The 20,047-nt window shown below is 66.8% G+C and carries 16 protein-coding genes and 1 pseudogene; 9 read left to right on the forward strand and 8 right to left on the reverse strand.

The window, feature by feature from the left end; translation table 11 throughout:
• Positions 1–229: 229 nt before the first annotated feature.
• A complete protein-coding gene (locus AB0J87_RS01055) occupies positions 230–562 on the reverse strand; it encodes a hypothetical protein (RefSeq protein WP_363962111.1) in 333 nt (110 codons plus the stop codon).
• On the reverse strand, positions 559–915 hold the full coding sequence (locus AB0J87_RS01060) for a hypothetical protein (RefSeq protein ID WP_363962112.1): 357 nt from the start codon (positions 913–915) through the stop codon (positions 559–561). The genes AB0J87_RS01055 and AB0J87_RS01060 overlap by 4 nt, the downstream gene beginning before the upstream one ends.
• A gap of 207 nt (positions 916–1,122) precedes the next feature.
• On the opposite strand from AB0J87_RS01060, the gene AB0J87_RS01065 reads away from it, so the two are divergent.
• A complete protein-coding gene (locus tag AB0J87_RS01065; RefSeq protein WP_363962113.1) occupies positions 1,123–2,280 on the forward strand; it encodes a hypothetical protein in 1,158 nt (385 codons plus the stop codon).
• A 206-nt stretch (positions 2,281–2,486) separates the two neighbouring features.
• Positions 2,487–2,882, forward strand: a complete 396-nt coding sequence (locus tag AB0J87_RS01070; RefSeq protein ID WP_363962114.1) for a hypothetical protein — start codon at positions 2,487–2,489, stop codon at positions 2,880–2,882.
• A gap of 664 nt (positions 2,883–3,546) precedes the next feature.
• On the opposite strand, the gene AB0J87_RS01075 is transcribed toward AB0J87_RS01070, so the two are convergent.
• Positions 3,547–4,050 (reverse strand): DUF4265 domain-containing protein, encoded by a 504-nt coding sequence (locus tag AB0J87_RS01075; RefSeq protein WP_363962115.1) that lies wholly within the window; start codon positions 4,048–4,050, stop codon positions 3,547–3,549.
• A 649-nt stretch (positions 4,051–4,699) separates the two neighbouring features.
• Between AB0J87_RS01075 and AB0J87_RS01080 the strand changes: the two genes are divergently transcribed.
• Positions 4,700–5,740, forward strand: a complete 1,041-nt coding sequence (locus AB0J87_RS01080) for a WD40 repeat domain-containing protein (RefSeq protein ID WP_363962116.1) — start codon at positions 4,700–4,702, stop codon at positions 5,738–5,740.
• A gap of 205 nt (positions 5,741–5,945) precedes the next feature.
• Here AB0J87_RS01080 and AB0J87_RS01085 read toward each other — a convergent pair whose 3' ends face one another.
• On the reverse strand, positions 5,946–6,629 hold the full coding sequence (locus AB0J87_RS01085) for a tyrosine-type recombinase/integrase (protein ID WP_363962117.1): 684 nt from the start codon (positions 6,627–6,629) through the stop codon (positions 5,946–5,948).
• A 64-nt stretch (positions 6,630–6,693) separates the two neighbouring features.
• On the opposite strand from AB0J87_RS01085, the gene AB0J87_RS01090 reads away from it, so the two are divergent.
• Positions 6,694–7,524 carry an alpha/beta hydrolase gene (locus AB0J87_RS01090; RefSeq protein ID WP_363962118.1) on the forward strand — a complete coding sequence of 277 codons (831 nt, stop codon included), beginning with the start codon at positions 6,694–6,696 and terminating at the stop codon, positions 7,522–7,524.
• A gap of 189 nt (positions 7,525–7,713) precedes the next feature.
• Here AB0J87_RS01090 and AB0J87_RS01095 read toward each other — a convergent pair.
• From AB0J87_RS01095 to AB0J87_RS01105, 3 genes and pseudogenes are all read right to left on the reverse strand, one after another.
• Positions 7,714–7,878, reverse strand: a pseudogene (locus AB0J87_RS01095) (UTRA domain-containing protein); the annotation flags it as partial.
• 388 nt (positions 7,879–8,266) lie between these two features.
• Entirely contained in the window at positions 8,267–9,094 is an 828-nt protein-coding gene (locus AB0J87_RS01100) for a hypothetical protein (protein WP_363962119.1), read from the reverse strand.
• Between the two features lie 551 nt (positions 9,095–9,645).
• Positions 9,646–13,140 carry a WD40 repeat domain-containing serine/threonine-protein kinase gene (locus tag AB0J87_RS01105; RefSeq protein WP_363962120.1) on the reverse strand — a complete coding sequence of 1,165 codons (3,495 nt, stop codon included), beginning with the start codon at positions 13,138–13,140 and terminating at the stop codon, positions 9,646–9,648.
• A 284-nt stretch (positions 13,141–13,424) separates the two neighbouring features.
• Here AB0J87_RS01105 and AB0J87_RS01110 point away from each other — a divergent pair, with 284 nt between their 5' ends.
• From AB0J87_RS01110 to AB0J87_RS01125, 4 genes are all read left to right on the forward strand, one after another.
• Entirely contained in the window at positions 13,425–13,916 is a 492-nt protein-coding gene (locus tag AB0J87_RS01110; protein WP_363962121.1) for a DUF2975 domain-containing protein, read from the forward strand.
• A complete protein-coding gene (locus AB0J87_RS01115; RefSeq protein WP_363962122.1) occupies positions 13,916–14,137 on the forward strand; it encodes a helix-turn-helix transcriptional regulator in 222 nt (73 codons plus the stop codon). Before AB0J87_RS01110 ends, AB0J87_RS01115 begins: the two co-directional genes overlap by 1 nt.
• 779 nt (positions 14,138–14,916) lie before the next feature.
• Complete coding sequence (locus tag AB0J87_RS01120; protein ID WP_363962123.1) at positions 14,917–16,278, forward strand: MFS transporter; 1,362 nt, start codon at positions 14,917–14,919, stop codon at positions 16,276–16,278.
• A gap of 518 nt (positions 16,279–16,796) precedes the next feature.
• A complete protein-coding gene (locus tag AB0J87_RS01125; protein WP_363962124.1) occupies positions 16,797–18,797 on the forward strand; it encodes a WD40 repeat domain-containing protein in 2,001 nt (666 codons plus the stop codon).
• Between the two features lie 568 nt (positions 18,798–19,365).
• On the opposite strand, the gene AB0J87_RS01130 is transcribed toward AB0J87_RS01125, so the two are convergent.
• Positions 19,366–19,515, reverse strand: coding sequence for an SDR family oxidoreductase (locus tag AB0J87_RS01130; RefSeq protein ID WP_363962125.1), 150 nt, complete (start codon positions 19,513–19,515; stop codon positions 19,366–19,368).
• A 68-nt stretch (positions 19,516–19,583) separates the two neighbouring features.
• Here AB0J87_RS01130 and AB0J87_RS01135 point away from each other — a divergent pair, with 68 nt between their 5' ends.
• A complete protein-coding gene (locus AB0J87_RS01135) occupies positions 19,584–19,892 on the forward strand; it encodes a hypothetical protein (RefSeq protein WP_363962126.1) in 309 nt (102 codons plus the stop codon).
• Positions 19,893–20,047: the final 155 nt, after the last annotated feature.

Genomic DNA, 20,047 nt, shown 5'->3' on the forward strand with positions numbered 1-20,047 from the left:
CCTTTTCGGTCATCCTTAAAGGATGCCGAATGCTAAGGGTCGAATCTATGTTCGGCATTTCACGTCATGTATCCAAGCGCTGCGCGGCGATGAAACGACGTTGCATCCAAACCGCGAGATCATGAGGCCGTCCTGGAGAGAGCGCGGGACTCAAGTTGCTGCGCCTGCTCATGACGTCACGCTCGTCTTGCTGCCCTCCGCTTTCTGCGGCGCCAGACGGGAGCGCGAACTATGCGCTCTTCCTGCGGTGCCGCTCCTGGACGATCTGTGCAGCCGTCAGCCCGCACACATGTCGCACGAACCACGAACGTTCGTTCGCGGCCTTCTCTCCATCCCACTGCTTGGCGTCCTGGTCGGACATGTTCAGTGGCGGGGATACCTTGGCGGGTCGGTAGGTGGCACGCCAGTGCTGGCCGGTCCCGTAGGTGGGGTTCCAGTATGTGTAATCGCCTCCGACGACTGGCTTGAGGTCGAGGTCGATTTTGAGGCGTCCGTGATCGAACAGGTAGACCCCGAACACGTCCTGGCCGCAGTCGTTGCAGCGATCAGGTCCGGTGGTCATGCGCCGTCGCCGGTGGGTGGGGTATGCGGTGCCCTAATGCCGGGCCGCGTGGTGTGCAAGAGAGCTGATTGCCAGGCCAGCGTGGATGCGAGCGCGATGGCATCCTCCTGCCGGACGCTCCGCATCACGCCTGCGGTTGCCATGTCCAAGGTGGGCATCCGGCGCAGCTCAGCCGTCCACCACATCCGTCCGGACCCATCGCTCTCATAGTCGATGTCCCAGCCCGGATAAGTGTTGCGGAGCACCGAGAGTTGACGTCCGCGCAGATCCAGTACGAGCGCGGCATCGGAGATGACCTGGCGGACGTTCGGGCCGGCAGCCTGGGTGATCGCTCGCAGCTCAGCGTCGGTCATCGCGTCGCGGTTGTTTGTATCCCGTTGCACGGTTCCATCTCAGTCACCCGTGGTACGACTGCGGGAGAGGACACTGGAGGCGCACCCGGCCATCCGCCTGTGTCCGCCCATCCCCCGGAGGTGTGCGCGATGAGCAAGGTTCCGGCCTGGGCTGGTCGGCTACGTACCGAGCGGACCAGGCGAGGATGGTCTCAACGGGATCTCGCGGTGCAGTTGTCCAGGGTCGCCGACAGGGTTCTGCCCGAGCCCGAGAGCGTGATCCGCAGAATCCGGGACCATGAGTGCGGCAAGCACCGGCCGGACGACGAGTACGCCGAGCTGTACTGCCGACTGTACGGGCTGAGCGAGCACGCCCTCTTCGGCGATGTTGACCATGAGATGTACCTCGGCGACGAGATCGATGCGATTGAGCTCGCCCGCCGAGCAGGGGCCAGCGACGTCGGCCAGGAAACTCTGGAGCGGCTGGAACTCGCCGTGGACGACCTGGCGTCGGCCTACCCTCGCACACCCCCAGCACAGCTACTTGGGCGCGTGAAACGACACCTGGAGTATGTTGTCCGGCTTCTCGACGGCAGGAAGACGCTCACGGAGCATCGACGTCTGCTCGTGGCCGGTGGCTGGTTGTCACTGCTCGCCGCAACCTGCCACATCGACTTGCGACAGTATCCCGCCGCCGCAGCTCGCCTGCGGACCGCTGGCCAGTTGGCCGACCACGCTGAGCACCCCGAGATCAAGGGGTGGTGCCTGGAAACAGAGGCGTGGCAGGCCCTCACCGAGGGCGAATACCAGCACGCGATGGTCCTCTCCCAGGGAGCGCAAGACGTCTCCCCCCGCAGGAGTTCGGCCTACATCCAGGCGACCGGGCAGGAAGGCCGGGCGTGGGCACGGATGGGGAAGGGAACCGAGACCAGGGCCGCGCTCAACCGGATTCACCAGATGGTCTCTCCCATGCCCATGCCGGATCGGCCGGAGCACCACTTCAGGTACGACCCCGCCAAGAGCGAGGCCTACACCGCGACGACGCTCTCGTGGCTGGGCGATCCCGCGGCGGTGGGCTATGCACGGCAGGTACTCGCACGGCTGGAGTCCACTGACGACGGCGGGCCGCGTCCCCGTAGAGCCGCCTCCGCTCGTCTCGATCTGGCCCTGGCTTTGCTGGCTACGGACGAGCCGGGAGAGGCCGGCCACATCACCCTCCAGGCGGTCATGAGCGGGTTGCTCGTGCCCTCGAACTACTGGCGAGCCAAGGAGGTGATCGCGGGCGTCGAGGAGCACGGCTTGGTCGAAGCCGTCGAACTACGCGAGGCCTATCGGGAGTTGTACGGTCGGTCGTCGAAGGCGGAGCGGCCACAGCTCAGCGCCTGAACGTGGCTTTGCCGTTGAGCAAGGACATGTGCCTTGCCCGGCCGTGACGATCGCTGACTTCGGTACCCGCCTTCTCGGGCTGGGGCGATCGGCTGCCGCGGACCGACTGCGTCGGTCCTTGCCACCGGTTGTCGGGCATCATGCGGGGTGTGAGTACCGTGGCCAAGATTGCCCGGGGCTGTGACTAGAGCAAAGTAGCGGATGCCATGGATCTTGCGGGTCTGGCGCACAAGCGTCTGATCGAAGTGATAGTCGCCCAGTTCGTGCGTGGAACCGATGCCCCTGAAGTCATCGATGTGTGGCTGCGGTTGGAGTCAGTGACTATTGGCGTCGAAGTCGCCGCCGATTGGTCGTTTCGGATCGAGCCATGCGAACCAGGGCAGAGCTACGTGATGGAAGAGCTTGGCAGCCGCGTCGATGTGATCTCCGCTCCGGATGACGTTCCCTTCGTACGGCACATCGGCGAACGGCTCGTACGCGTTGTCGAGCGGTTCGGCGGCGGGGTGGACGGCACCGAGCGTGTGGGAGCGGAGTTCGCGTTCGACTCGGGGACTGTAGTAGCAGAGAGCTTCGGTGGCGACCTGCGGATGGCCAGCGGCTGACTCACTACGGAGGCAACTGCCCATGTTGCTGTTCCTGGAGTCTCGATCGTCCTGCGATAGTAAGGGCGGATTTGCTGCTGGGGACGCTTCCCCTCTGCTGTACAGCAGCGCGTACAGCAACGCCGTCTCACCCGGTCGCATGCCGACTCTTCACGACCACCACTTGAGCAGGACGGCCGCGCGTTGACGGGATATCTGCCCTGCCCTTGTAAACAGAAGGTCAGGGGTTCGATTCCCCTCGTCGGCTCTGCAACAGGAAGCCCCTGAACAGGCGATTCGCCGTCAGGGGCTTCCTGGTTTGTCAGGAGAATGTTGAGATCTTGCTAACGGGCTTGCTAACACGGTGGCTCCCGTCTTCAGCCGTTGACGGCCTTGGCGAAGACGTCGGCCGCGGACGCCGCCTGCTCGTGGATGACGTGGGCGTAGACCCGCAGGGTGATCGCCGGGTCGGCGTGCCCTAGGCGAGCCGCGACGACGTGGACCGGGACGCCGGCCTGAGGCGTCCGTCCGGCTTCACGACCGAGGTGGTTTTCCGGCGCTGCCTCGCCTGTCGGGAGCGCAACATCGTGCGAGAGGACTACTTTGTCTGCGTCTTCTGCGGGAGCAACCTGCCTGCGGCGTGGAACGTGGACCCGTTCGACAGCGCTCAGGAGCAAACCGACCGTTAGGCGCTTCGCCACGCGTCGGTGACGCAGGACTCCTCAAAGTGCCACCAGCCATCCCTTTGGCCACGCGTCAGCAGCGCCTTGATCCGCCCAAGGTCTGCGTCAGCGGGCACGGTGAAGGCGACCAGGGGAAGCTCCGAACTGAAGGATTCCCCACCCAGCCCGAACGGGGCCAACCGCTCATGCACAGCCTGCGCGCTGCGCCCCAACGGTCCACCAGGCACCGGCAGGACCCGGACCGTGCAGTTGCCCGACACTTCCACCCGCTCACAAGCCAAGTGAAGGCCTTCGCCATCGGTGATGAAGCGCACCACGTCGCCCTCGGCGACCCCGTCCTGCAGGAAGGGGGCGTTCGCCACACGCGCGGTGCCCCCTCTCAAACGCGTGGCCCAGAGGCCTTCGGTGTCGTAGGGAAGCCAACCTTCCCGCGGTACGAACCGGAACCACACCTTAATCAGGTCCGGTCCTGTCGGGAGGCGTTCGGGAGGGGCAGCAAAGACCATGCCCACATGATCGTGCAGTCTGTCGACTTCCCATCAAGATCATCAGAAGGGCAGGTGGCCGGATGAGACTTTTCTCTACGTCTTCAAGGGCGGACCGCTGCGCGGTCCGCCGGGCGCGCTGGCCGGTCTGCGTGCCCGGCTGCGGCTCTTCGGCCGGTCCGGGCACGCACCGCCCAGCGCGCCCCTCAGGCGTCAGAAGTCACCAATTGACGAGGTGACGATCGCTCACTTCGGTACTCTCCGAACCGGCTGGGGCGATCGACTGCCGCGCGGCTTCCGGTGCTCGGGCCGTGGCGGCCCTGCGCTCCGGGTCCGCTTGCCACCGGATAACAGGGGTTTCCGGCTGTCGGCGTACGGTTCACCGATACAAGATCAAGTATGCGCATCCCGCACAAAGATGAAGCGTGTCCGTTGCCAGAGCCGACTTGTGGCCGGAAGGAGCAGGCGCCGATCTTGCGTTGTTCCTGGCCTGCTCTTTCGCTCGCACTAATGGTGATCTAGGGTTTGTTACCCGTCTCGTCCGCCAGGCCGAGTATCCGCTGGAGGTCTGGTGACTGATCACCGTTCCTTGTCTCCCGGCGACGTGGCGCCGCCACCGAGACCGCACGCAGCGGCAGGGAGTCAGCCTAGACGCCCACGACGCTGGGTCATGGCCGCGGTGGCGATGATCGTGACGGTCGCGGCGGGGTTGTTCGTGGCTGCCTCTGTGCCGGACGCGGCTCCTTCGTTCCGGCTCATAGGCGAGCCGATCGTCGGCGACCCCAGATGGGCTGGGGCCGTGGCCGTGACGGAGTCCAACGGCCGCACGGTCGCCATCGTCGCGCACGGTGACCAGGCGCAGGTGTGGGATCTGTCCGCTGGCAAGAGAATCGGTACGGCCTTCGACGACGGCCGCAGCGACGCCTTCATCGATGCCTTGGCGGTCGGGTCGATGAACGGTCGGCAGTTCGTCGCCAGTGGTGGCGGCGGCGACCCCATACGGATGTGGGATCTGGCCTCCGGCGAGGAAATCGGCGACTTCGTCGGCGTGGGGTCATCGATCGCCCTGGGGCAGGTGAACGGCAAGCCGATCGCGGTCGCCGGAGATCAGGCCGGCCGGGTGGGGGTGTGGCACCTGGGGGCGGGACGGCTGCCGGACACCATGCTCGTCGGCCACCGAAGGGCCGTCTACGCGGTGGCGCTCGGACAACTCGGCGGCCGGATGATCGCGGTCTCCGGCGGCAATGACCGCACCGTGCGGGTATGGGACTTGACCACCGGCAAACAGCTCGGGAACGAGCTCACCGGCCACACCGACTACGTCTTCTCGGTAGCGACCGGGCAGCTCGACGGCAAGACGATCGCGGTGTCGGGAAGTAAGGACGGCACGCTACGGGTGTGGGACCTGGCAGCGGGCAAGCAGCTGGGCGATCCGCTCACCGGCCACACCGCCGATGTACGTTCGGTCGCGGTCGGTCAACTGCACGGCAAGACGATCGCGGTGTCCGGAAGCAAGGACGGCACGCTGCGAGTGTGGGACCTGGCAACGGGCAAGCAGCTGGGCGACCCGCTCACCGGCCACACCGCCGAAGTTCGTTCGGTCGCGGTCGGTCAACTGCACGGCGAAACGATCGCGCTTTCCGCTGGCAGCGACGACGGTACCGTGCGGGTCTGGGGGCTGGGGCCTGCAACGGAGCCTTCCAACGGGTGAGACAGGCAGGTCAGGTCACATCCGTCCGGACACGCCGGGGGTTACCTCGGGTCTCGAGAAAAGCGTGCCTCCGCCTCTACGATCGCCAACGGCCAGAAGGCCGGACTCGAGCTCCGTACCCTTACGCGGACAGCGGTCATGAACAAGATCAGAAAGCAACCTATCTGCTCGTCATTCGAGGTCAGTGATCTTGCTAACGCGAATGCTAACAACCGCTCTGGACAAGCCTGGATGCTTCTGGAGTGGGAACGCTCCAGAGGCAGCTCTGAGCAGGCGTCCATGACGGCGGTGGACACCGGTGGACGGTCTCGAAGTCCCTTGTAAACAGAAGGTCAGGGGTTCGATTCCCCTCGTCGGCTCTGCAACTGAAAGGCCCCTGAGTAGGTATTAAGCCATCAGGGCCTTTCGTTTTCTGATCTTCGACCGGTGTCTTCGGCGTCTTTGGGAGCCGCCCTGGGAGCCACCGGGGGCAGTTCCCCCAGGAAAGCGCTGGAGGTGGCGGCGCGGCGGTCGCCCTCCAGCAGGTGTCCGTAGACGTTCTTGGTGATCGCGATGCTGGCGTGGCCGAGGATTTCGGAGACGACGTGGAGCGGGTTCCCTGGGCGAGCATGAGCGAGGCGCCGGAGTGGCGGAGTTGGTGCGGGTGCCAGTGGCCGAGACCCGTCTCTTTGGCCAGGCAGGAGAACAGGCGCGAGAAGGTGTCCGGGTCGGACGGGTTGCCGAAGGCTGTCGGGAACATCAGCCCGTGCGCCGGCGTCCCGTGCCGCGCTGCGGCCTGGGGGCCGGTCACGGCGCGGCGCCGCGCGGGGCATCGCCGCACGCCCGCCACGCCGCAACCCAACAAACGCGCCGCCGACCACCGCCACGCCGCCGCATGACTCCAGGACACTCACTCCGAACTCAATCGTCAACAATGGTTGACGCCAACATGCTGGTCAATCTAAGTTGACGCCATGGGATGGGATGAGAAACCCGGAAACGACGATGTACCGACGCCGATCATGGTCGACGTAGGTGATCACGCGCTATGCGCACAGGTCTGCGGGAAAGGCCCCACAGCGGTTCTCGACAGTGGCGGCTCAGGCCAGGGCGTGGGCGTCTGGGGGGAAGAATTGGAGCGCGCGTTGGCCGAGCGTGTCACTGTGGTGACCTACGATCGGGCCGGCGTCGGCCGTTCCGGTGGATCGCAGGCCCGTACCGTCACCGAGATGGCCGACGACCTGCGCCGGCTTCTTCGCGCCCTGCACCTTGAACTGCCAGCGGTATTCGTGGGCTGGTCATACGGTGGGCTCGTCACCCAGCTTTACGCCGCCCGCCATCCCGGTGATGTGGCGGGGCTGGTCTTCGTGGATCCGACCGCCAGCGGAACCCCGCCGGGCTCGGCGCTCGTACGCGACCTGTCGTTCCTCCTGGCCCCACGGCTGCTGCGTCTGCGTGCGATGTTCGGCGGCACCCACGCGCGGCCACTGCGCGAACTGGCCGTCACCCTGACCGGGATGCAGGACGCCATGCGTGAGGTCGCCCAGGTGCGTCAGGAGAGCGGGTTGCCACCTGTGCCCATCCGTGTGATCACGGCAGGCAGGCGGCCGCGGATGCCCAAAGCGCATCTGGAGCATCTGAACGCCGACCATCGCGCTCTGGCCGACCAGTCCCCGCACGGGCAGGTGATGGTCGCCGAGCATGCCAGTCACCAGATTCCACTCGAGCAACCCGAGATCATCATTCAGGCTGTTGAGGAGGTGTTGGGGCTGCCGCCGACATCGCAGGAAGACCTGAACGGGTGAGTCGCTGAGATTTCCGATGTTCCCCCTACGATCGCCATGCGGTGGTTGGTCGCCGTAGGTGGTTGGGGACGATCGAAGGTCCAAGGCTTCGTTCCTCAGCCTTGACCCACCGAGTACCGGGCTACCGGACCACGTCAGGTGACCTTGTTCCCCTGTCACGTCGCAAGCATCTGTGGAGGGCTCGCCGGTGGCGTCGCGGGCGACGGCGTAGACGGTCAGCAGTACAGCCGAGCTCTTGACGTCGAGCAGGGCGCACTCCCTTTTGGTCGGATTGCGCGCAGTGATGTGCTCAACGATGTGATCGAGTGCCGTGCCGGCCGCAGCTTCTACGTGCCGGCGAACGCCCTGCTTCAATTCTTGCCCTGGTTATCTCAGCGATGACCAGGGCTTTTCGCTTGTAGATCATGTTTCGGTGTCCGGTGGCTGTCGGGCGATGCCGGCTGATCGTCCCCAATGCGGCCCCACACTCCGGAGCCTGGGACCTCGCTGATTGGCCGTTTGGCGATCTCGTCTTGGCCTCAATGAGGCGTCGGCGGTACGCCCGCGTTGGGCCACGTGGAGAGGAGGGCGGTGCGGTGTGGTCCTCGGGGCTCCGAGCCGTTTCACGGACCTTTGCCAGATCTGCAGGAATGTGCTCTTGGCCGGCTCAGCCACGGACGGCCTCCTGATGGGGTCCCCTGCCCCTCTGAAGGGGACGCCGCTCAGGTGGGAAAGATGTACGCGTTGCTCGCCGACGTGCAGGTCAGAAGGGGCCGCTCTCCGGATAGCCGGCCTTTATGACGGCCTTGCGGGTCTTAGCGTTGAGTTTCTTCTCGCTGATGACCTTGCTGGCCGCCGGTGCGGCGATCTTCACCTTGGCGCCCCAGCCCGAATACTTGGTATCGGTGTGGAAGGCCATCTGGTCATAGGCCGTGGTGTCGTCGTCCGGGAAGGTCGTCGTGTCGACGACCGTGCGGGTGAGCTGGTTGTGTTCATCGAAGTACAGGTGGAACTCGACGTTGCCTTCCCCGGCGGACTTGTCGTGCCGGAATTCGGCGAGTGTGGCGGTGCCTTGATATTGGCCGGTCGCTACTTCTGATGCGTTGTCCAGCATGAACTGCAGTTCTGCGGGAGTGACGCCCACGTTGAGGAGAGCGTTGTCGCGCCCACTGGCCTTCGACTGGATCCAGGAAAGACCGGAAGGCAGCGCCTTGGCGATGCCGGCGTTGGTCACGTAGGCGTTTCTGCCCTCAGCGATGACCCGGTAGGGAGGGTTGGGCTTTTTCTGGCGTGAGGACATGCGGACACGGAGGTCGGCAGCCGCTACGTTGCCTTTGCCGAAAGCCAGGGTGCCGACCGTGTTGGTGTTCACCTGTACCTGCATAGCCTGGTCGTCGGCGGTGAAATCGAGAGTGATGCCGCTTGATTCGTTGATCTTTACGCCTTTGCCCGGGACCAGTTGGGCCTTCAGGGCTTTCACCGGGTTCACCGGAGCGGCCTGCACGGATGCGACGGATGTCGCCTGAGCCGGTACGGCCACCGCGCACACGGCCGCGGCCGTTGCCACGAGGCCTGCGAAGAAAAGTTTCATCAGGGTCCTTGCTTGGGGGATATAGCAGGGAAAAGAGTAAGAGAGTGGGGTTGGCGGGATAAGGGATGTCTTATAACGATCCTGTGCAGATCGGATCCCAAGTGGTAATAGTCTTTGCTGAAAGCGAGCGGGGTATTCCTTGCCTCCTTTTCGGGTCAGGGCTGGCAGAGGGGGCCATCCCAGGCGCGCAAGCCCTGTCTTGCGCGCTGCGGCGAGACATCCAGGGCACTGGTGAGGCTTCACGATGGCTGAACGAGACATGTAGGCGCACATCAGCGCCTGGTCAGCGGCATGATCTCTCAAGGCGCAGCGCGGAACTCGGGACAGCTTGCCGCTCAGGGCCCGGCCGGTCAGCGGAAGTCGGTGATGCGGAACACCGCCATCATGTCCGCCGCCCGGGAGCCGGTCGAGAAGGAGGCTTCCGCGCCGACCCTGCCACGGAAGGCTCCCTTATCGTCGATGATCTGCATGAGCGGCTTGACGTGAAGTGCCGGAGCAGCAGAACTCACCGTGCTCCATCGCCAGGCAGGTGCACCAGTGCCACCAGCTCACTAGGGCTGCCTGGTCGGGCAGATGTCGCGGTAGGGCACGTCCTTGAGGAAGGAGGCCCAGTCTGCCGGGGAGAGCGTGTGCCCGGCACGGCGGCACACGTCCTGGACGATCCGCTCGGCACCGATCGGGAGCTTGTAGACGGAACCCCAGTCGGCGGCGTAGAGGGTGGAGTCGTCCGGGCTGAAGGCGAGCGAGGTGATCTGGGAGCCGTGCAGGTTGAACGCGCCGCCGAGCCGCCGCATGGCGTTGACGTCCCAGACCTGGAGGATGCCGTCCGTGGTCACGCCGGCGAGCAGATCGCCCTTCTGGGAGAAGGCCAGTTCCGCGATCTCACCCGTCGTCCCGCGTAGGACCGGCGTGATCTGGGCCGGCCCCTGGACCTTCCACATCGCGATGCGGCCGGCCGGGCCGGCGCTGAACGCCAGCCGCCCCTGGCCGCTGACGGCCACTGCCGAGGCACCGCGTACGACATCGAAGGCCGCGTCGACCGGCCTGCCGGCGGTGAGGTCGATGAACCTTCCGAAGGTCGAGGCGAGGCGTCCGTCCGGTGTGTACGGCCCGCCGTCGATCTGCGAGCTGAACGTACGCAGGACGTGCCCGCTGGCGGTGTCCAGCACGAGTAGCCGGAAGCTGCCCTCCTGGGAAGAGGGCTGGAGCGTGAGCGTGATCGTCTTGCCGTCCTGGCTGAAGTCGACACGCTCGGGGTTGTTCGTGTTCGTGTGCGGCGTGGAGATCTGCCAGAGCTTCTTGCGTGTCGCGAGGTCGATCAGCCGCACGCTCGCGATGTCGGCGATGAGCATGCGTGTGCCGGTCCGGTCGAATCCCCATGCCCCAAATTCGCCGAGCGGGAACGTCGCCACCTCCTTGCGGCTGCGCAGGTCCAAGAGCCCGAGGCGGTTCTGATCGGGATCCTCCATCGCCACCCACTGTCCTCCGGGACTGAGCTTCCCCACTCCCTTCCGGACATGGGTGGCGCCGGCTCTCGGCGACAGGTCGAGGCTGATGACCATGTTGTCGTAGAGGTAGCGCAGGGTCCTGCCGTCGGGGTCGAACCGAAGGTCGGTCAGCTCGTCCTCGGCCCGGTAGGTGAGGATCTGCTTGCGATCGGCGACCTTCCACACGCGCAGCTCGCGTTCGGCGAAGGCGGCCAGGTAGTCGCCGTCCTGGCTGAAGCGCAGCTTGGCCCCGGACTTCGTGCAGATGTCGCAGGGCCAGTCTTCATCGCCCTGTTTGTGCTCACGACCGGTCGCCGCGTCGACGAGCGCGATCGTGGCGTTCGCGCAGGCGATGGTCTTGCCGTCCGGGGTGAAAGCCGCCACGTCCGAGTGAGTCCGGCACGGCGCCAGGCGCCGTTCCGGGGTCCATCCCGGCAGCGCCAGCTCGTCGAAGCGCCCACCCGTCATCAGCAGGTGTTTGCCTGTCGGATCGACGAGCGGAGGCTGCGACGGGACCATGCTGCCGTCCGTGTAGGGGGTCTTGCCGAACTGCTTGCCGGTCGCCACGTCCAACAGGTAGACGATTTCGCCTTGGCGCATCACGGTGAGGATCGACTCGTGCTCACCCCAGATCGCGCTGAACCCGCCGCGTTCCGACAGGGAGCGCCGTACCAGTTGCTTGCCCGAGGTGAGATCCCAGACGCCGAGCTCCGAACCGATGGTCAGGGCGAGCAGGCGGCCGCTCTTGTTGAGCGCCGGCTCCTGGGGAGTCCCGTCCTTCAGCCTCAGCCCGGCCCAGCCACCGGTGCGCCTGCCGGTGCGGACGTCGTAGACGTTCACGCCGGCCTCGCTGACGCTGACGAGGGTGCGGCCGTCATGGCTGAGGGCGCGATGGGCAAGGCCTTTGACCAGGGGATCGCGGAAGACCGCCGCCTCCTGCTGCTGCAGGGAGGCGATGAGACTGGATCGGGTCTCCAACTGCGGTGAGACCCGCCAGGCGGCCACGCTCAGCAGCATCGCCTTGACCGGGTCGGTCGTGCGCATCCGGTCGGCCTCCGTCGCCACCTGCTTGGCGGTGAGGATGTCACGCTGTTCGGTGGCCTGCTGCCGCTGATAGACGGCCAGCCCTCCCGCGACCATGGCCACGACCAGCAGCCCGGCCAGCGCGATCGTGGTCAGCGTCCTGCGACGGGTCCGCTTCCTGGTCAGTTCGGTGCCTGCCCGCAGGAAGTCCCGCTCGGCGGGGGTGAGCGTCACGTGACGGCGGCCGGTCGCCGCCCAGCTGAGCACCTGCTCCAGACGGCTGCCCTGGAGCAGGTCGCCGTCCCGCCTGCCGTTGTCGGACCAGTGCCGTGCCGCCGCGGAGATCTGGCCCAGTACGGCCAGGCCGTCGCGGTCGGCGTCGACCCACATGCGTAACCGCGGCCAGGCCCTCAGCAGCGCGGGCCTGGACAGCGCGACCGAGGTGTCCTTCGTGGTCACCACGTACGAGAACGCCCGCAGGATCCGCTCGACCGCCGCCGCCTCGCGCTCCGGGCGCCCGCCGTACAGCTCCTCGCGCGAGGCCCACCGCCCGCTCTCGTACCCGTCCTCGCCCACGGTCACCATCCGCAGGAACACCGCGGCGGCCAGGTCGCGCTCCTCCGGCGTGAGCGCCGTGTAGGCGTCCTCCGCGATCGTCCCCAGCTCGGGATCACCCTGGTCGAGCCCGTGCACGCCCTGCGCCGAGCGGCTGCCCGCGGCCAGCAGGCCCCTGGTGTCGGCGGCGTTGCCGCTGACCAGCGCGAGCAGCAGGTCGCGTGCCGCGGGCCTGGCGGCGGGATCCTTCGCCATCGCGGCCGCCACCAGCGGGGCCAGCCGCGGCGGCAACCCCCGCAGATCCGGTGCGGAGGACAGCACTTGGTGCATCATGCCGCCCAGGGTGTCCGCCTTGAACGGGTCCTGCCCCGTGGCGGCGAACACCATGACGGCACCCCACGCGAACACGTCGGCGGGTGCCCCCGCGCGCTCCCCGATGAACACCTCAGGCGCCATGTAGCTGGGCGTGCCCGAGACCTCGCCCGTTTTCGTCAGCGACATGTCCATGGTGCGGGCGATGCCGAAGTCGATCACGCGTGGGCCGTCCGGGCCGAGCAGCACGTTGTCCGGCTTCAGGTCGCGGTGGATGACGCCCGCGTCGTGGATCGCGGTCAGCGCGGTGGCGATCGCCGTCGCCAGCCGGTGGAGATCGTCCTCGGTGAACTTGCGCCCCTCCATCACGGCCTTGCGCAGGCTCGGTCCCGCCACATACTCCGAGACGATGTACGGCTTGCTCGCCTCCAGGTCGGCGGCGAGCACCCGGGCCGTGCAGAACGAGGCCACCCTGCCGGCCGCGGTCGCCTCCTTGGCGAAGCGGTCGCGGCTGCCGTTGTTGTCCGACGCGTGCAGCACCTTGATGGCGACCCTGCGTCCCTCGGGGTCGTAGGCCTCGTACACGACTCCCTGACCGCCCGAGCCGAGGCGTCCAGCCAGCCAGTAATCCCCGATGTGCTGCGGATCCCCCGCGCTCAGTGCGTCCACGGCGCGTTAGATGAAGATTCTTTGCCCAAAGTTGTTACATCCGACCGCCTTGTCCCGCCTTGTCGGCGTAACCCAGAGCGGCTCAGCATCGCGGAGCTCGCCCCCGAGCTCCACGGTGATCGACTGCCGTGATCGGAAGGGGTGATCACGGACAGGGGACAAGGGCCGGAAGCAGGACCACGGCGCGTGGCCGTCACGGTGCGAAACCGCCGCCCACCCTCCGCTCTTGCTTAAGCTATCGAAATTCGATAGATTCTCATCGTAATTCGATGGAAGGATGGGACATGGGAAAACTGGCAGTGCGTGCACTGCGCGTCGTGCTCGTGGTGGTGCTCGCCGGCACCGTGCTCGTACAGGCATCGATGGTGTGGGTGTTGGTCAGCGGGAGCGACCCGGAGGACGGGTCGCTTCCGCTGACCGCGCTGCGCATTATCACGATCCTGGGCATGGTGTCGGGCCAGGTCGCCTTGGTCAGCGTGTGGCGGTTGGTGACTATGGTGCGACGCGGAACCGTGTTCTCCCACGCCGCCTTCCGGTACGTGGACGCCGTGATCGGCGCGATCGTGGCGGCTGCCCTCCTGTGGTTCGCGGTCACGGCCCTCAACGCGCCGGGCCAGCGGGAGGACCCGGGTGTCACCGTCATCATGGGCGGGATTGGCGTGGCCATCCTGGGGGTCGCGCTCATCGTGTTCGTGCTGCGGATGCTGCTCGCCCAGGCCGTCGCCCGCGACGTCGAAGCGACGCAGATGCAGGCCGAGTTGGACGAGGTGATCTGATGCCGATCACCGTCGACATCGACGTGATGCTGGCCAGGCGGAAGATGTCCGTGGGCGAGCTCGCGGACCGCGTGGGGATCACGCCCGCCAACCTGGCGGTACTCAAGAACGGCCGCGCCAAGGCGGTGCGCTTCACGACGCTCGCCGCGCTCTGCGAGGTGCTCCAGTGCCAGCCGGGCGACCTGCTGCGCTGGGAGGCCGAGGACGTCGCGGGCGTGTGACGTGCCCAGAGCGGGCGTGAAAACGCCTGGCGCCACCGGCCTGACACGGTACGTCGACCGCATGGACGTGAATCGCCGATCGCCCGCAGCACCGTCCCGACCTCGTTGGGTAGATTCCGGTTGACCTGCACCGCACCGTCCTGGTTGACGATCGCGAGGTAGTCGCTGCCGGGCGACGGCGCGGTGATCGCGTAGGTGATCAGATGCGGGGCGTCGGTGTCGCAGGTCTCGGTGAGGTGCACCTTGTAGCCGTTCCAGCGCGAGTCGCGCTTGGTGATCTCGTTATCTGCTGGATGTGTCATGCCCGGGCAAGGCGATGCGGCTGATGGCCTACGACCTGGTGCGCCGGCAACGCAGTACGGGCGCTGATGTGGACCCGGACACCCTCGTATGCGCACGGTCGCCCCTGCCGTGGGATGTGCTCAACGGGAGGATTTCCTGCATGCGGCAGGAGGTGGAGATGACCTGCCTGCGCGTCGGGATCGGAATCCGTGTAGGCAGACGTCCCCCCCGGAACAGGCATTTCCGAACGCGATCAGGGCCATCGAGCTCCCGGCCGGGTTTCGCGCCCTGCTCGACGTCGCGCTGCGGGCGGAGCAGGCAAAGACCGGAGCCAGCGCCAACGAACTCGCCGAGCGCTTCCGTGGCGCGATGTCCCGCCCCTGGCCCTCCGTTGACATATACCCCCACCTAGTATAGAACACTCCCGAGGCAATACCCCCACGGGGTATACGATTCGGCGCTTGGCGGTGACTGCGGTTGCCCGGGAGGAGACGGACATGGGATTGTTCGCGATTCGCGACTACCGGCGGCTGTTCAGCGCTCAAGTCATCGCGTTGTTCGGTACCGGTTTGGCTACCGTCGCGCTGGGGCTGCTCGCGTACGAGCTCGCAGGTCCGCGTGCCGGTGCGGTTCTCGCCACCGCGCTGACGATCAAGATGGTCGCGTACGTGGTTGTCGCGCCGCTCGCGGCCGCGTACGTCGATCGGCTGCCCAGACGTTGGTTTCTCACGATCCTCGATGTGGTGCGCGCTCTGGTGGTGATCGCGCTGCCGTTCGTCACCGAGGTGTGGCACATCTACGTCCTGATCGGGGTTCTCCAGACCGCGTCAGCGGCATTCACCCCGACGTTTCAGGCGGTCATCCCCGACATCGTGACCAAGGAGGCGGACTACACCCGCGCCCTGTCCGCATCGCAGGTTGCCTACACCATGGAGAGCCTGTTGAGCCCGGTGCTCGCGGCTGTGGCGCTCACCTTCATGTCGTTCAACCTGCTGTTCCTCGGCACCTCCATCGGGTTCGCCGTGTCCGCGCTGCTGGTCCTGTCCACACGCATCCCCAACGCGCGCCCCAGTTCGCACACGAAGGCCTGGGACCGGGCCGTGGCGGGGATCCGCACTTTCGCGGCCACCCCGAGTCTGCGCGGCGTCATGGCGCTGAACCTCGTGGTCGCCGCCGTCGGCTCCATCGTGGTCGTCAACACCGTGAACTACGTCCGCGACGTTCTCGGCGGAGCCCAATCCGACGTGGCCTGGGTGCTCGCCGCGTCCGGAACGGGGACGCTGCTGGTGGCCCTCGTCCTCCCGCGCGTCCTGGACCGGGTGGCGGACCGGTTCGTCATGCTGATCGGTGCCGCCGTGCTGCTGTTCGCGGTGGGCGCGGCGGTCACGATGTCCGCGGTGAGCATCGCCGCATCACTGCCGACCGGGGTGATCTGGGCGGCAGTCGGCGGCGGGATGGCGCTGATCGTCACGCCGACCGGGCGGGTGCTTCGCCGGGCGGTCGATCCCACCGGAATTCCCGAGGTCTTCGCCGCCCAGTTCTCGCTGTCCCACCTGGCCTGGCTGGTCACCTATCCCATCGCCGGATGGGTCGCCACGAACGCGGGCTTCACGACCACCTGGACCGTGCTGGCGGGCCTGGCGGCAATCGGAGCTGTCACGGCACTGGTGGTCTGGCCGCGCGACGAGAAGGCCGAGGCCGGAGGGCGTACGGCAGCGGCGGTCCAGCCACGCATCAGGAAGGCCGAGGCCGGAGCGGTGGTTGCTTCCGCCAGGACCGAAGTCGCCACGCGGGAAGCCGCAGAGGCTGCGGAGGGCACACTCGCGGCATGCCAGTGCGCCTGCGTTCGCCCCGTCTGAGGTCGCCGACCAACACCGCGTAGACAACGACGCGTGTGCGGGGCCATGACCGGAACGGGAGGTTCGTCCGCCCCTATGAGCGTCGGATCAGCGGGTCCGCTGTGGCAGCAGGTGGCAGCAGGGGGCGGCGGCGTGCTGCCGCCCGATCACCTCATCGCGGCCGGCACCGGGACAAGCCGGTGTGGCTTTCGGGCTGAACGGCCGCGCCGGCTCGATGAGGTGCTGAATCCAGTCGGCCACCCGGTCCGGCTCGGGCACGACATCAAGACCACCGCCCGCGACGCCCACAGCTTCCGCAACCCCGAAACCCGGCGACTACGGACCCGATGCGCCACCCCCCGACGCGGACGTGGGCACCTCAACCCCGCCTGAATTCGAAGAGCCGGTATGCCGCGCCGTTCGGCCAATGGCAGCAGTCCCTATGACCCGGTGACCCGGCGCGCACCTGACCGACGGCAATCAAAGGCGTGCGCTTCCTCCGCTGATCTTTGTCAGGGGTGGCGGCTAGCATGCCCGCCATGTCTTCTTCTCGATCGGGCGCGGCCCGCATTCCGTTCACGAAGAATTCCCGGTGGACGTTGGCGTGGACCAGTCGGCCGGCGAGTGACCTGGCGTTCGGCGAGCCGGTCGGGGTGCCACGAACCGCCCACACCGATCGGGTATGGGCGCTTGCGACCGCAGTCGTGGACGGGCGGCCGGTGGCGGTCTCCGGGGGTCGCGATCGGACCCTACGCCTGTGGGACCTGACGTCAGGTCAGCAGATCGCTCAACCGTTCACCGGTCGCGGCGACTACGACTACGTGGAGTCGCTTGCGACCACGGTGATGGATGGGCGGCCGGTGGCGGTCTTCGCCGGTGGCAACACCGGAATCGTACGGGTGTGTGATCTGATGTCCGGTCAGCAAGTCGGCGAGCCGTTCAGAGGCCACACCGATTGGGTCAAAGCGGTTGCGACCACGGTGATGGACGGGCGGCCGGTGGGAGTTTCCGGCGGCCACGACAAATCTGTACGCATGTGGGATCTGAGGTCAGGCGAGCAGATCGGCCAGCCGTTCAGAGGCCACACCAATTGGGTCACAGCGATTGCGACCACGGTGATGGATGGACGACCGGTGGCCATCTCCGGCGGCCACGACCGCACCTTACGCTTGTGGGATCTGAAGTCGGGCCGGCGGATCGGCAAACCGCTGAGGGGCCACACGTACTACGTTGAGCTGATTGTGACCACGGTGGTGAACGGGCAGCCGGTGGCAATTTCCAGCGGTGCGGACGACGGAACTCTACGCTTGTGGGATCTGAGCTCAGGCCAGCAGATGGGCAAACCGTTCAGTGGCGACACCGGCTTTGTGAAGGCGATTGCGACCACGGTTCTGGACGGGCGGGCGGTGGCCGTTACCGGCGGCATCGACGGAACTGTACGGATCTGGGATTTGGAGTCACGCCAGCAGATCGGCAAGTCGCTCACCGGGCACACCGATCACGTTCGGGCGATTGCGACGACGGTGGTGGATGGGCGGCCGGTGGCCGTCTCCGCCAGCGACGATTACACGGTACGGATGTGGGACCTGTCGTCAGGGCGGCGAGTCGATGAATCCCTCAACCGCCACACCGGCTATGTCTCCGCCGTCGCCGCCACGGTGCTTGACGGGCGTTCCGTTGCCGTGACCGGCAGCTACGACAAGACCGTCCGGGTGTGGGATCTGCCTACCGGCGAGCAGGTCGGTGATCCGCTCACCGGTCACACCGACATGGTTACCGCGGTTGCCACCGCGCTTGTCGGCGGCCAACCGGCGGCGGTCACCGGCAGCTCCGACAAGGCCGTCCGCATATGGGATCTCCGCTCCGGGACGCAGATAGGCGGGCCGTTCACCGGTCATACCGACGCTGTCTGCATGGCTGCCGTAGTGGAGTTCGATGGGCAGCCGGTGGCCGTGACCGGCAGCTACGACGAAACGATCCGCATGTGGAACCTGAACACAGGCGAAGAGATCGATGCGTCCCGCGCCAGCCGGCGGCGCTGGACGGGCGCAGTCGGCGCCACCACCCTCAACGGCCGACCAGTCGCCCTGACCGTCACCCAAGACGGCACCCTCGAGGTGCTCGACCTCACCACCAACCGGTCGACCACGACCTCCGCCGCCGATCGGCACGACGAATCCGTGCAAAACCTCGCCGTCACCACCATCGGCGATCGGCCGGCCGCGATCACCGCTAGCCGCAACAGCTCAGACCCCGTGAAGATATGGGACCTGGCCACGGGCAACGCCCTCGGCGAACTTCCCACCAGAGCCACCGGAGCCGTCGCTGCCGCCACAGTGGACGGTCAACCCATTGCTGTCACTTCTAGTTATCAGACGGTACGCGTGTGGAAACTCACCACCCGCAGGCAAATCGGACCCGACTTGCACTTCCCCAAACCCGTAACAGAGGTGGCAATCAGCGTAGATGGACACGTCATCGTCTGTTTTGACCGTGACATCGCCGTGTTCACCAACACCCCGGCGCCGCGCGAACATTGAGGTGATCCCAGCGAATAGCTGGGGCCATTGGAGTTTCTTGGCCGCCGCCCGTGGCGTTCCGGGCCTTTCTGGAGGAGCCACCGAAAGTCGGAAAAGTGCTGCGCTGGTTCCGCGGCGAGCACGACGTTCCCGAGCTCGGGCGCGACCCTCGCATCTCCTGGGCCACCGCCTAGCGTTTCATCCGCGAAGGCATCGAAGCTCTCGCAGCTCAAGCCGCCGATCTGCACGAAGCCCTCGACCGCGCCCAAACCGACGGACTGGCCTACGTCACCCTGGACGGCACTCTGATCCCGATCGATCGCTGCGCCGAGCAGACCATCAGTGTCAAGGACGAGCCCATCGACGCCTGGACTCCGGCAAGGCCCGCCGGTACGCCGGCACCCTCCAGGCACTGTCGGCACCCGGCGGGCTGCCGCTGTGGATCGCCGACTCCAAGTCCGCGTCGAGGTGCGAGGCCGATCCGGCCGACTTCGGCGGTGAGCTCTGTCGTGAGGAAGTCCCCGCAGCCGGGGAGCCGGGGAGCCGGGGTGGCGAAGGTGGCGCGCTGGGCCTCCTCGCGTTGCGGCGTTCAGACCTGGGCCAGGCCGCCATCGACGAAAAGTTCGGCGCCAGTGGTGAACGAGCTCTGGTCGCAGGCCAAGAAGACCGCCGCGGCAGCGATCTCGTCGGGATCGCCTGTGCGGCCAAGGGGGATTCGCTCGGCAAGAGCCTCCTTCATTCGCCGCCCCGGCCCACCCCCGCAAATGAGGGAAGCGCCGGGCGGAAACCGAGCGAGAACCTGGGGGCATGGAGGATCGCGGGGGTTCAGCCACGCCGAAGTTCAGGGTCGCGGGTACGGGGGTCGAGGGTTTCGCCACGGCCGCGCGCAGGCTGCGCCGGGTGGTGCCGTACGGTGCGGCGGCCGGGTTCGGCGCCGATCCGGCCACCGTGCTGCCGACCACGCCGATTCGGGTGGAGAACATCGAGCCGGTGCACAGCGAGTCCTACTGGACCGCGAACAGCGAATGGAGGATGTGCTCACGTTGCGGGATGTGGCGCGCTCGGCCGACGCCGGTGGCCCGCTCCGCCACGCGGAGAAGCGCGGGATGGAAGTGAAGCCCCGCGCGAGATCGGCGACCAGGGCGGCTGGCCGGCCGCGATGGTCGAAGCCAGGACCTCATAACGGGCGTAGCGGTCGGGAAGCATCGCGTGGCAACGCGAGCTGGTGGTCGTCGACGTTCCGCATGACCAAGCGCCAAGTGCGGCAAGTG

Source organism: Nonomuraea sp. NPDC049625 (assembly GCF_040675285.1).
Taxonomy (GTDB): Bacteria; Actinomycetota; Actinomycetes; order Streptosporangiales; family Streptosporangiaceae; genus Nonomuraea; species Nonomuraea angiospora_A.

Coding starts and splice junctions, on each gene's coding strand:
- AB0J87_RS01055 (WP_363962111.1), bottom strand. CDS start 562: ATGACCACCGGACCTGATCGCTGCAACGACTGCGGCCAGGACGTGTTC.
- AB0J87_RS01060 (WP_363962112.1), bottom strand. CDS start 915: ATGACCGACGCTGAGCTGCGAGCGATCACCCAGGCTGCCGGCCCGAAC.
- AB0J87_RS01070 (WP_363962114.1), top strand. CDS start 2,487: ATGGATCTTGCGGGTCTGGCGCACAAGCGTCTGATCGAAGTGATAGTC.
- AB0J87_RS01075 (WP_363962115.1), bottom strand. CDS start 4,050: ATGGTCTTTGCTGCCCCTCCCGAACGCCTCCCGACAGGACCGGACCTG.
- AB0J87_RS01080 (WP_363962116.1), top strand. CDS start 4,700: ATGGCCGCGGTGGCGATGATCGTGACGGTCGCGGCGGGGTTGTTCGTG.
- AB0J87_RS01090 (WP_363962118.1), top strand. CDS start 6,694: ATGGGATGGGATGAGAAACCCGGAAACGACGATGTACCGACGCCGATC.
- AB0J87_RS01100 (WP_363962119.1), bottom strand. CDS start 9,094: ATGAAACTTTTCTTCGCAGGCCTCGTGGCAACGGCCGCGGCCGTGTGC.
- AB0J87_RS01110 (WP_363962121.1), top strand. CDS start 13,425: ATGGGAAAACTGGCAGTGCGTGCACTGCGCGTCGTGCTCGTGGTGGTG.
- AB0J87_RS01115 (WP_363962122.1), top strand. CDS start 13,916: ATGCCGATCACCGTCGACATCGACGTGATGCTGGCCAGGCGGAAGATG.
- AB0J87_RS01120 (WP_363962123.1), top strand. CDS start 14,917: ATGGGATTGTTCGCGATTCGCGACTACCGGCGGCTGTTCAGCGCTCAA.
- AB0J87_RS01125 (WP_363962124.1), top strand. CDS start 16,797: ATGTCTTCTTCTCGATCGGGCGCGGCCCGCATTCCGTTCACGAAGAAT.
- AB0J87_RS01130 (WP_363962125.1), bottom strand. CDS start 19,515: ATGAAGGAGGCTCTTGCCGAGCGAATCCCCCTTGGCCGCACAGGCGAT.
- AB0J87_RS01135 (WP_363962126.1), top strand. CDS start 19,584: ATGGAGGATCGCGGGGGTTCAGCCACGCCGAAGTTCAGGGTCGCGGGT.